The sequence below is a fragment of the Absiella sp. AM29-15 genome (assembly GCF_003434225.1).
In the GTDB taxonomy this organism is placed as follows: Bacteria; Bacillota_I; Bacilli_A; order Erysipelotrichales; family Erysipelotrichaceae; genus Hoskinsella; species Hoskinsella hominis.
In genome coordinates, this window is the sequence record NZ_QVFL01000014.1 from 24,807 (window position 1) to 36,874 (window position 12,068).

Annotated in this window: 15 protein-coding genes; 4 read left to right on the forward strand and 11 right to left on the reverse strand. The window is 33.6% G+C overall.

Annotated features, from left to right (window positions below; genetic code table 11):
- Positions 1 to 272 precede the first annotated feature (272 nt).
- The gene (locus DW761_RS14020) at positions 273 to 404 is read right to left on the reverse strand and encodes a helix-turn-helix domain-containing protein (protein ID WP_117518499.1); all 132 of its coding nucleotides are present in this window, start codon (positions 402 to 404) and stop codon (positions 273 to 275) included.
- A gap of 208 nt (positions 405 to 612) precedes the next feature.
- On the opposite strand from DW761_RS14020, the gene DW761_RS14025 reads away from it, so the two are divergent.
- Genes DW761_RS14025 through DW761_RS14035 form a run of 3 tightly spaced genes read left to right on the forward strand, consistent with a single transcriptional unit; the run spans position 613 to position 4,180 of the window.
- The gene (locus tag DW761_RS14025; protein WP_117452854.1) at positions 613 to 1,197 is read left to right on the forward strand and encodes a TetR/AcrR family transcriptional regulator; all 585 of its coding nucleotides are present in this window, start codon (positions 613 to 615) and stop codon (positions 1,195 to 1,197) included.
- A 59-nt stretch (positions 1,198 to 1,256) separates the two neighbouring features.
- On the forward strand, positions 1,257 to 1,952 hold the full coding sequence (locus tag DW761_RS14030; RefSeq protein WP_117518500.1) for an ABC transporter ATP-binding protein: 696 nt from the start codon (positions 1,257 to 1,259) through the stop codon (positions 1,950 to 1,952).
- Positions 1,952 to 4,180 (forward strand): FtsX-like permease family protein, encoded by a 2,229-nt coding sequence (locus DW761_RS14035; protein ID WP_158553813.1) that lies wholly within the window; start codon positions 1,952 to 1,954, stop codon positions 4,178 to 4,180. The genes DW761_RS14030 and DW761_RS14035 overlap by 1 nt, the downstream gene beginning before the upstream one ends.
- Before the next feature lie 36 nt (positions 4,181 to 4,216).
- Here DW761_RS14035 and DW761_RS14040 read toward each other — a convergent pair whose 3' ends face one another.
- The 10 genes from DW761_RS14040 to DW761_RS14085 all read right to left on the reverse strand — a co-directional run bounded on the left by DW761_RS14040 (position 4,217) and on the right by DW761_RS14085 (position 11,271).
- Entirely contained in the window at positions 4,217 to 4,609 is a 393-nt protein-coding gene (locus DW761_RS14040; protein ID WP_117518502.1) for a hypothetical protein, read from the reverse strand.
- Between the two features lie 108 nt (positions 4,610 to 4,717).
- Positions 4,718 to 4,987 carry a MerR family transcriptional regulator gene (locus DW761_RS14045; RefSeq protein WP_158553815.1) on the reverse strand — a complete coding sequence of 90 codons (270 nt, stop codon included), beginning with the start codon at positions 4,985 to 4,987 and terminating at the stop codon, positions 4,718 to 4,720.
- A gap of 86 nt (positions 4,988 to 5,073) precedes the next feature.
- The gene (locus DW761_RS14050; RefSeq protein WP_233513104.1) at positions 5,074 to 5,367 is read right to left on the reverse strand and encodes a YciI family protein; all 294 of its coding nucleotides are present in this window, start codon (positions 5,365 to 5,367) and stop codon (positions 5,074 to 5,076) included.
- Between the two features lie 71 nt (positions 5,368 to 5,438).
- Positions 5,439 to 6,515: a hypothetical protein gene (locus tag DW761_RS14055; protein ID WP_117518504.1), complete on the reverse strand. Its 1,077-nt coding sequence runs from the start codon at positions 6,513 to 6,515 to the stop codon at positions 5,439 to 5,441.
- Between the two features lie 36 nt (positions 6,516 to 6,551).
- On the reverse strand, positions 6,552 to 6,920 hold the full coding sequence (locus DW761_RS14060) for a hypothetical protein (protein WP_117518505.1): 369 nt from the start codon (positions 6,918 to 6,920) through the stop codon (positions 6,552 to 6,554).
- 132 nt (positions 6,921 to 7,052) lie between these two features.
- On the reverse strand, positions 7,053 to 7,919 hold the full coding sequence (locus DW761_RS14065) for a YitT family protein (protein ID WP_117518506.1): 867 nt from the start codon (positions 7,917 to 7,919) through the stop codon (positions 7,053 to 7,055).
- Positions 7,920 to 8,242: 323 nt separating this feature from the next.
- Entirely contained in the window at positions 8,243 to 9,250 is a 1,008-nt protein-coding gene (locus tag DW761_RS14070; RefSeq protein ID WP_117518507.1) for an Rpn family recombination-promoting nuclease/putative transposase, read from the reverse strand.
- A 386-nt stretch (positions 9,251 to 9,636) separates the two neighbouring features.
- Entirely contained in the window at positions 9,637 to 10,284 is a 648-nt protein-coding gene (locus tag DW761_RS14075) for a hypothetical protein (RefSeq protein ID WP_117455972.1), read from the reverse strand.
- Entirely contained in the window at positions 10,265 to 10,606 is a 342-nt protein-coding gene (locus tag DW761_RS14080; RefSeq protein ID WP_117455974.1) for a LiaF transmembrane domain-containing protein, read from the reverse strand. The genes DW761_RS14075 and DW761_RS14080 overlap by 20 nt, the downstream gene beginning before the upstream one ends.
- Positions 10,603 to 11,271, reverse strand: a complete 669-nt coding sequence (locus DW761_RS14085) for a DUF4004 family protein (RefSeq protein ID WP_117455976.1) — start codon at positions 11,269 to 11,271, stop codon at positions 10,603 to 10,605. Before DW761_RS14085 ends, DW761_RS14080 begins: the two co-directional genes overlap by 4 nt.
- Positions 11,272 to 11,493: 222 nt before the next feature.
- On the opposite strand from DW761_RS14085, the gene DW761_RS14090 reads away from it, so the two are divergent.
- Positions 11,494 to 12,063 (forward strand): TetR/AcrR family transcriptional regulator, encoded by a 570-nt coding sequence (locus DW761_RS14090; RefSeq protein ID WP_117518508.1) that lies wholly within the window; start codon positions 11,494 to 11,496, stop codon positions 12,061 to 12,063.
- Positions 12,064 to 12,068 lie beyond the last annotated feature (5 nt).

The following is a 12,068-nucleotide window of genomic DNA, read 5'->3' on the forward strand; positions in this document are numbered from 1 at the left end:
CGCAAGCACAGCCCTGTTTTCCTGCCGCTTCAAATGCCCTTGCCCTCCCCGGCGGCAACGGCATTTTCACGGCAACGCCGACAGAGCGTATAACACACTACACTTTGCTTCGCAAAGTCGTGTGCCAAATGGGGGCGTTGCCCCCTTTGGAAACCCCCACAAGGAAAGGCGGTACGCTACCCCTCCACGGGGCGCATACCGCCTTTTCTTGTTATCCAGCCCTCCGGCTGTATCGGTTGAGCAAAAGTCAGCGTGGGAATGGTGTGGTATCTTTATCTAAGTGAAACCCCTGTTTCCCAACGAGAAACAGACTTGTTACTGACCCCGATTTTATCCGCCAGCTCACTTTGTGTATATCCTTTTTCTTTACGCAGCTGTGCTAAACGTTTTGCGAAATTTTCCATAACTGACACCTCTTTTCTAACTATATTATGACATATATATACACATTGCGCTATCCTGTATATCGAGAATTACTCCCGTTATATGAGAATCGCCTTATTTTAAGCCAATACTCAATAATGATCACCTGAACACAAATGATTTTTTAACCGCCTTTCCTATTGTTTCTTTTATCTAACTATTGTATCCTAGAGGCATGGAGGTGATCTTATGCAGGTAAAGAAAGAAGATTTACGCCAACAGATTTTAGAAGCCGCAAAACAGGAATTTTTAGATAAAGGTTATGAAAACAGTTCCATGCGTGTGATTGCGAAAAAAGCCAATACAACCATGGGGAATATTTATCATTATTTTGATAATAAAGAAGCTCTGCTTACTACCCTGCTAGATCCGGTTATCGAAAATCTGAATCATCTGGCAGAAGAACATTTTGTTCAGGATGATCAAGATTATACCATTGATGATATTGAAGAAGCATTTGATTTAATCAATACACAAATAGAATTGACCGAATTTCGTTATCTCATGGATGAGTGCTTATTGATTTTATTTGATTTAAAGACAACGCATTATGTAGAACTGCGAGAAGCTTTTATGGAGAAAGCCAGAAATCATATGAAATTTCATATGAAAATGGAAAATGATGAAAGTGGTTATTTGGATATTGTCACCAATATGTTTGTGGATTGTATCCGTCATGTATTGGAAGAAAAGAAAAACCCAGAAGAAACCAGACAGGAATTTATGAAGGTGTTTCGTATGTTATGTACAGGACTTGTGACCATTAAAAAATAGTCAAAAAAGCATGTGTTTCACATACATGTTTTTATTATGCCAAAAAAGGAGGAATTTTTATGATTCAGGCAAACAACATATCTAAAATCTATCATGTAGGTAGTCAGGATATCTATGCATTAAAACAAGTATCTTTTACCATAGAAGATGGTGAATTTGTGGTAATCTTAGGTCCCAGTGGGGCTGGAAAAAGTACCTTATTAAATATTTTAGGAGGCATTGATGTATTAGATGAAGGAGAGATCCTTGTAAATGAACATGCATTATCGAAGAAAAATGAACAGCAGCTTTGTGATTATCGTGCCAAAGAAATCGGTTTTGTATTTCAATTTTATAATTTGATTCCAACCCTTACTGTATATGAAAATGTTGCCTTGATGAAGGATATCAAAAAGGATATTCTACCTGTACATCAAATCTTAGAGGATGTTGGTTTAAAAGATCATGAAAAACAATTTCCAGGGCAATTATCTGGTGGTGAACAACAGCGTGTATCCATTGCGCGTGCCTTATGTAAAAATCCAAATATTTTATTATGTGATGAACTAACCGGTGCCTTGGATAGTGATACAGGCAAAATGATATTATCGCTTTTACAAAATATGTGTCATACCTATCATAAGACCACCATTATCGTTACCCATAATGCGGCAATCGCCCCTTGTGGAGATAAAGTCATTTCTATTCATAATGGTACGATTTCTTCGATCATCACGCATGAACATCCCATGGATATAAAGGAAGTGGAATGGTAATGTTAACTAGAAAAATGTTACGGGATGTATGGAAATCAAAGACCAGTTTCCTTGCTATCTTCTTACTTATGTTAATGGGCTGTTATATCTTTTCCGGTATCAGTAGTGAATATCAGGGAATGCAAAAAAGTCTGGATACGTTCATGAAAGAATGTGATATGGCTGATGCAACTGTGATGGCAGAAAGTTTTTCAAAACAATACAGTCAAGATATACAAGCACAGGAGGTCATGTCACTTTCTGCCTACTTTCAAGATCATGATGATACCTCACTAGATGTTCATATCATCAAGGAAAATAAAATATCCAAAATAAAAATCATAGAAGGAAAACCATTTGATACTACCAGTGATGGGGTATGGCTAGATGAACGTTTTGCGAAAGCACACCATTTACAGGTGAATGATACCATCACATTTACGATGCAAAGTAAACCAATCACAAAGAAAATCTTAGCACTTGTCCTGACACCGGAAAATATCTATCAAGTAAAAGATAATGCGATGGTCGCAGATCATATCCACAATGGTTTTCTATATATGAACACATCCCATGTCCCTTTCCCTTTCACACCTACCAAGGTACTTGTAAAAAGTAATCGTGAAGATTTAAAAGATGTGTTATTAAAGGACTTTGATGGTAGAAATGCCTATATTACCATGCGTAAGGATAATCCCAATTACAGTATGCTACAGGATGAAATTCATCAACATAAAGAATTGGGTATGATCTTTTCCATCACCTTTTTAAGTATTGCCTTACTAGTTTCCATCACAACGATTCATCGTTTATTGAACCAACAAACATCTATCATCGCTATATTAAAAGCTTTGGGATTTCATAAAACACGTTTATACCTACATTATGCAGCGCATGGTACACTCATATCTTTTTGTGGCGCAATGATTGGATGTATCCTAGGAACCCTGACATTTTCTTCTATCACGTATCCTTTTATGAATGAAATCTATACATTACCAAAGCTAACCGCTTCTTCGATCATGTTCACATATGCACTCCCTTGCTTATGTGCAGGTCTATCCTTTATGATTGCCTTATGTATTACCCATCAACATTTACGTTATCCTGCAGCGATGATCTTATCTAACCGCCATACAAAACGCATGCATGCCATTCATTTACCCAAAATATTTCAACGTGCTTCCTTCATTACCCAATGGAATATCAAAGATATCACAAGAAATCCTTTACGTAGTATCATGAGTATCTTTGGTGTCATTGGCTGTACTGCCCTTTTGATTGGTGCCTTTGGTATGTATACAACCATGACACATTTAACAACTTGGACATTTGAAAAGTTACAGACATATGATTGTAAAATAAATGGGAACTTTGATCAGGATACCATTAATACGCTTCAACAAGCAATGGATGGTGATGAAGTCATGCATGCTTATATAGATATTAAAACAAATGGCAAAACCGATCAACTTTTATTGACAGCATTATCGAATACGCGTTATCAACATCTTGCCACAGATACAGATACATTTATCCATTTGACAAATGGAGTCGCCATATCAAAAAATATTGCGGATCAATATCATTTGAAACAAGGAGATATGCTTACATGGAAGCCTTCCAGTATCTCCACATGGCAAACAAATCGTATTGAAGCAATCCTTCGTACCCCTATGGAACAGGGGGTTACCATCATGAAATCTCAAATGCTGAAACAACATCTGCCTTATCATGCAAATGCCATCATTGGCCATGCTCCCGCAAAAACATATTTACAATCCTCTCAAATCACTTCTATACAATATCGTGAGGATATGGAAAAGAATTTAGATACGATGATGGATGCGACCATGATGATGATTTCTGTTTTTGTGATTGCGGCAGTACTGCTTGGCAGTGTGATTTTATATAATTTAGGAACACTTTCCTATATGGAACGATACCATGAACTAGCAACTTTAAAAGTATTAGGCTTTCAAAGTACAGCCTTGCGTAAAATCATGCTCCAACAAAACTTCTGGTTAACCTTTATGGGTATCTGTTTGGGAATATTTGCAGGATACTGGCTGTTGAGCTTTATGTTAGGAACCGTACAAAACAGTATGGATGTTATATTATACCTTCCTGCCTATGTTGTCATACTCGCCTGTGGTGGTACCCTGTTGTTATCTATTTTGATTATATTTATCGTATCCAAGAAAGTCACTTGTATTGATATGGTGTCCGCATTAAAATCTGAAGACTAAAAAAACAGGCTTTTACGCTATCCAAGTAGAAGCCTGTTATATATTTATCAGATAAGAAAGAAACATCATGATAGCTATTATGACACCGAGAACACAAGCACATAAAAATAGCACAATGAGTAGAAGAATCAACTTTCTGATAATCAGGTTGGGAAAATAACGTTTTAATTTATTTTCGATACGATGTGGAATTTCCTCTGTCATAAATAAGAAATCCAATATTTTCAACAAGCCTCGATGAATGGAAAACACATTCATATAAATCAAAATGGATAGAAACAATACGATGCCAATCACAACCATATAAAAGCCCTTCATCGTAACCATAAAATCTATATTGAAAAACAACCCGATCATTAACGTCCAGCTTGCGCCAATCAATAACAAGCGCTTTTCATTCTTGGTACTTTTATAGTATTGTTGTTCCAAATCGAAATGAAAGCCATGTGTCTGTCCCCATTTTTCATAATATGATACCAGACCATCTTTTTCTTTATAATGCAGCTGGATATACGCACAAAAATCTCTTGCAGTCTTTCACTCTTCTATTTGCTGCTGTAGTTTATTCATTGCCTGTGCCATAAATTCATCCATGGATTGCTCACTTTCGTAGTATTGACGAATATCTTCGATTGGAATAAACAAATCACGAAATAAGCGTATTTCTTTTAACCGTTCAATTTGCGATGCATCATATTCCCGATATCCATTTTCACTGCGTTCTACATCTAATAATTCCATGGCCTCATAATAACGAATACTTTTGCTTGATAAGCCACATTGTTCACTCACTTCTTTAATTTTCATAAGCTCACCTCGAAGATATGATAAACCTTCCATGAACAGGAAGGTCAATATTTTTTCTTTATCTTCTCCATTTTATCATTTTATAGCTATGAAAACCAGTGTGAATCTTCTGATATGTAATGTGCATCAAATTCCACATAACGATAATCCTGTATCCCATGTAGATGCATAGGTTCATAATCCAGATATTCCTTTAATCTTTCTTCTGTATCACTTTTGATTAGAAAAACACCTCCACTTTGATCCTTTTTCAAACCGGATAAGAAAATCATTCCCTCATCCATTGCTTTTTGGGTATATGCCATATGCTGTTTCATAATTTCATCATTTAATTTATCCACATTTTTCAACATGCCTTCTACCATAAAATATTTCATCATCAAATCCTCCTATTTGTTTCTATCATACAGAAGTATGCGTTCTTTTTCTATTCTCATGCACAAAAAAAGCGTTATAAACGCTTTTCAATACTTCTTATATATGCTTTTTCAAAATCAGAAATTGTATTTTTGATATGCTTCCAATTGTCTAATTCAAAATCAATAAATCCAATACCTAAAGATTTACCTTGTCTACTACCTATTATTTTATAATTATATTCGTAATTAAGATATTTTATCATATTTTGATTCATCTCTGTTTTTAGTTTTATACTGTCAAAATCAGTACTTGTATTCATCCTGATCATGATTCTTACCTTTTTTTTCTTGAGATGATGCACTTCTAATTGAAGATATGTTGAAACTTCATCTTCTGGCTTTGTTTTTATTTTTCTTTTATTCCAAGTTAAGCACTCGAAATTATTTTTGCTTACATGCCCACACCATATAAAATCATGTAATATTTGATGTTCATATAAACTATCAAAAAACAAATAAGCATTTACCTCATGATCATAAATATTTATGAAGTTCCCTTTCAATAAAGCAGAATATATTGTTTCTTGATATTCATAATTTTCCTTGATTATTTGATAATAATCTTTAACATAATCTAATATATTTTCACTTGTTCCCTGAAAAAGGTAATATAAATCTTTTAATGTTAGAATGGTATACTTAGAATTTTTATTATTTATTACATTACGTTCCCATTTATTCATATAACCGGATTTAACAAATGATATAAATAGATTATCATTATTATATAGCGTGCTATCCTCGTATAATACTGCTTGATAATATGGATATATTTGATGATGTTCCAACGAACTTACCTTATCTTCAATAATTAAATACAATTTTTCTTTATTTATACTTTTTTCTATAGTCAAAAAAATATCAAGTCTTCCTTTTCCTTTATTTAATAAAACTATTTTCTGAGTCCTAATATACGTCACAAAATATTCGAATTGATCTTTTTTACCAAGCATTGCCTTTAAGAATTTCTGTGATAGAGAGAACGTATCATAATTTAACATTTTACCTTCCTTACTAGAATAACTTAATAACCAACAAAAAAATGCATCTTGTGATAACTCACTAGTCGCATAATGAAATAAATTATGACTTATCATATTATCTTCCATAATCAATTACCCTTTCTGCAAAATCATCATACTGCTTTAACCAATATTATGAATAAATGTAAAATTTCGTTTCATATATGTGCTTTCTTTTGATAATACTTTTTTTAAGATATCCTTTGCTTGATTCTTTGTTAATATATTAGCTGCTAAAATACTATTTATCAAAAAACTTAGTTCACTTTTTGTAAATTGACGTTCATTTAAATAATAGCTTTTTTGATTACAAATATCATATCCTAAATCTGAAAGATTTTGAAGTACACTTCCAACTGCTTTTCTGGCTATTTCTAAATCATAATACTTATTTAATAATTGTATGATATCATTTTTTGTTAATGGATGAGCTTCATCTAAGTAATCTTCAAGTAATTTGAGTACACAGACTGGTAATAATTTTTTATCCATATGACACCTCCTCGTATTTATATCATACTCTTTTAAAAAAATATGTCTAACTGTTTATATAATTAGCCGCAATAATCGTTATAATTATTTCATCATCTAAATCTTTATTGATTACATACAACAAAAAAAGCGTTATAAACGCTTTTCAAAGTTACCACTGACATTCATGCCTTCTTGGAAAATCACAAAGGCTTTGGGATCATTTTTCTCTATAATCTTTTTAATCTGATTGGTTTCATATTTATTAATGACCGTTACCATGATATTGGTATCTGTTTTGGTATAGGCACCTGCACCTTTCCAATAGGTTACACCACGCCCTGTTTCACGCATAATATCTTCCTGTATGTTCTCGTTTTTTGAAAAGATCATACAGGTAATGTTGATGTTTTGATAATGCGTCTTATCTACGACAAGTGAAAAGCATGCCATATAAATAATAGAATAGATTGCGGTAGATACATCAAATAAAATCGCACATACGATATAAACAAATGCATTCACGATAAGTGACAGTTTTCCTACTGAGAAATTATCAAATTTCTTTGTGAAATATACACCCAGTATATCCAATCCACCACCACTGCCACTGCTTCTAAGTGCCAATCCGATACCAAAACCACCAATTAAACCACCAATGACGCAGCTTGCCAATACATCGTCTAAGATTGCTGTCTGGGGAATCATAATCAATGTAAAGGATACTGTTTGTACAATGACACATAATAATGTTTTGATAAAGAACTTTCTTGAAATACTTCTATAAGCCATGATGAATAATGGAATATTGATTAAAAAGTTAATGATACCTGCGATATCAAATGAATTTAATATATCTAATCCTAAATACTGAATCATCAATGTACGAATGATCTGAGCAATACCGATAATTCCACCACTGTATAGATCCAGTGGAACGATAAACAAGTTCACACTTAACGCAAATAAAAACCCGCCAATGATCACACCGGCAAACTGCTTTATATCTTTTTTATCCATGATTTTATTTCTCCTCAAGTTTCAAGGTCATTTTATCATTTGTTGAAAAGATTGTAAATGCGAAATATTTGTAATTTTTATCCAAAAACAGGCAGAAGGCACCAACTTCAACGGCGACAAGTATGTTAGAATACAAGCTGTACACCCTTTACTGTTTTTTCGCGTTTGTTTTTATCACAATATTCCACATAATATTCGTAAGCATTTCCCCTCTTTTTGTGCTATTATCAGCTTAATTATAAAATAGATGAAAGGATGTATGAATTGATTTCGTACATCCTTTTTTCAATGAAAGCTCCATTATGTATTTTCTTATTTTATGGTTATATTTGATTGATTTTATTTTGAAATTCATCAAAAGTATCACATGTTAAAATGAGGGCAGGTACTTGTTCTAATTGATCAGATGATAAAGATGATAACCAAGCAGAAGCATCCGTGTGATATTTTAATGAAAGCATTTGTTTTATGATTTCTTCTGTTCTTTCTTTTTTACCTTGTTCAATACCTTTTTCCATGCCTTTTTCGATTCCTTCTTCTAAACCTTCTTTTCTACTGATTTCAATCAAACTTTCTTCAATCATCTGCGCTTCCTCAAGTTTCTCGGCCATTGTCCATATAGATTTGTTTTGTTTCATTCTTTTATATCTACTCATGATAACATTCACCATCTTTCCTGGTTCTATTGTATCACAAGGCTCGTTATGTTCAAATAGGTAAATGATTTTTTCAAATTCATTTAAATTATTTTTTCCTTTTTCTGCTACAATGTGATCAATTGCTGGAAGGCTTACATATATACGGTGCATCAAAGGATTTTCATGTTCCTGTTGGCCATTATCATTTCGCATAATATAACGATTGATAAGGTTATGATTACCATAAGCATAGCCACGCATAAAAATAATCTGGTAAACAGGTTTTAAATTTATATACTTTCCACCTTTTTTCAAACGTGAACTAAGATTTCTTGCGCCGTAATACTCCCACCGAAAATAATCAGCAATCGTAGGAGCTCTTTGCATTTCGATATTGTAAAGATTCCCCTTAGAATCTTCAGCTAAAATATCCAAAATAATTTTTTTGTTGCCAAGCTGATCTGGTAATATCTCAACGTTTAAGATCGTTGATTTTACGATTTTAACACCATTACCTATAGAATACTCACAAATATAATTGCGCATTTCCATAGAATCTAAATCATCCATACCGAAGTAGTCCTTAAAACAGTAATCATTGTCGTAAGGAACTACAATCCCCTCTAATCTTTTTACAAGTTTCCTTTGCTGTCTACGAAGATTTTCTTCTTTTCGCTTTTTAAGATTTTTCATCGTTGTCCTCTATCTTTCCAGGGGGTGCATACCCTTATACTTATTACATACGTAAAAAAGGTCCAAAAATCCTAAAAAACTTTTACAAAAAGCAAAAAAACCTATATATAATAAAATCCAGAATACCAAAAATTTATATAGTTAAAAAAAACATAATCAAAAAGGCAGATATTTTTGATCTGCCTTTTTCATCCTGAATAATATCACAATCGCCTTCGATATGGTTAATTTGACAAGAGCAATCATATCGCAGAATACCATCACATTGAATGGAGTCTATGATACAATTTCACTCCCAGCACCATGAATGAAAATCTCTCCATAATCTCCTGCATGTATAGTTCCATATTTTCTGATTTCTATTGTATTTTTTGTATTCATATCCCTTATCTAGTGAACTGTTCACATTCTCCTTCGATATGTTTGATATTACATGTAGAATCATAATGCAGGGTTCCATTACAGTAAATATGATCCACTACACAATGACTTTCTAAGTAGATATCCGTTGCGGAAATACTATGACAGGTAATATTACATGCTTTTAAAGTGGTACATTCAATATTGTTTGCCTGATTCATTTTGGTCTGTAGTTTTTTTCCAAAAGAGAAGAAATTACTGAAATCATGGAATGCATAATTGATATATATTTCATCGCCAAACAAGTCATTGAAATTGATACAGCCATCTACCTCTACACGATCTGCGTTCACTTCATCGCCATTGCTTAAAATCCCTTCTACAATGATTTCATCTGCGTAGATTTTGGTATCTGCCGTTTTCATCACACCTTCGATATCCAGACGTTTTACTTTGATATCGCCCTGTCCATTGAATACACCTTCCACCTCCATCACACTGCCTTCTAATCGTCCTGTTGCTTTACAGGTGCCTTCTACACATAATTTATCAAATACGATATCGCCATTGATCTTACCAACACCTTCGATATCGATCTTGCCATATTCTCCTTCACTTATGGTGCCAATAGCTTCTATACTTACATTTCTTGCTTTAGAAAAATTTGTATTCATAATACGTTACCTTCTTTCCAAACAGGATACGACATCCCAGATAAATACAACATACAGCACCAATCAGCATCCATGAAATGCGAAAAGTGATCCATTCATTGGCATATGCCAACAGATAAGCGCCAAATAACAGAAAAAACAGATTTGATATTTTTAACCCATAATGCAACATAGAACTGATGGCAGGTAGGATCAAAAATGCAGTCCACCAGCCTGGCACAAAAATGGTGAAATCCCATAATTGTAATGCTGCGCCAAGATATCCAATACCAATAACAAGTAATAATGCGCCAAATAAAATACGACTACAATAAGTTCTCATATATTCTCCTCCTCATCAAATTCAAAATTAAAAATTCGCTGGTACTTGATTTTCATCACATTGCTTAGTTCTGAAAGACTTTCCCGAAATACAACCTCCATGCGTTTATCTAAATAAATCACAAAATCATCAATGGGATCCATCTTCTGTGAAATAAAGATAATATAGCGTTTTTGATCAATCTTTAACATTAAAATATCTTTTTCTACATCCTTCATAACCACCAGATTCTTGATCATGTTTGAAATCATGGCATCTAAATCTTCATATGGAATGCCTTCTTTTAAACGCCATTCACTTAAGGTCATCATAACCAGAATTTCCACAAATGTGAATTCATCTTTTTCCATATGATCCATGAAGCAGGCCGCAACATCCACATCGATTTCTTCAAACTTTTCTAAATCTTCTTCTGTAAATGTACGATTGGTGATTTCCGGTGCCAGCATATTGGCTAATTCTTCTAACGAATATTTATCCTTTAACTGCTGGATTGCTTTGATACGTTTTAATATCTTTTCTCTTGGAAAAAAGGTTTCCTGTCCGGTATAGCTGGATTTTTTTATAAACCATGATTCCGGGATCAGCCCTTCACGTTTCCATCGATATAACTGTCCATAAGAGATGCCTGTCTCTTTCAATAAATCTTTCTTTGATATATCCATAATCGCCCTTCTTCCGTAACATTGTTTTATTACACTATCATAATATCAAAACATTGTTACATTGTAAATAGTAAAAGTAAAAGAAATGAATTATTTTGCGAAAGGGATTACATTTATGATATAAGAAAGAGATTGGAAAAAAAGTCAGGCAAAGCTATTGACCGGTGGTCATTATGGGGGTAAACTAAATAAGTATGAAAAAAGGAAGTGCTATTTTTTTACATGGAAAACATCAGTAAACGAAATCGAATACAGCTTGCCGCTATGCAGCTGTTTCAGGAACAGGGTGTAGATTCTACTTCTGTGAATGAAATCGTAAAAAGAGCAAATGTCGCAAAAGGAACGTTTTATGTATACTATAAGGATAAGAAGGAACTGATTTCCCAAATCCTTACAAAGAAACACGGACGCATGTTGAATGATCTTTTAAACACTTCATACGAAAAAGCGATGAAGGAAGGAAAGCACTGGATGCTGGCATTGGTAGAAGAAATGATTTCTTTCTATGAAAACAATCCTGACATCTTGCGGATGATACAAAAAAATATCACCAATACACTGGATACGATGGAACATCGAGATCAGGTATTAAAAGAGATTGAACGTTTACAGGATATCCTTTCTATATTAAAGAAGGAACATGAATCAACCAGACAGGCATTAAACAAATTTGTACTGATTATGGAAACAACCAGTTTTCTATGCTACAATGCCATTTTTTATCAACAGCCGGATTCCCTGACAGAGATTAAACCACTCATCATGGATACTGTTGAAAAGTTATGCAAATAAGGAGG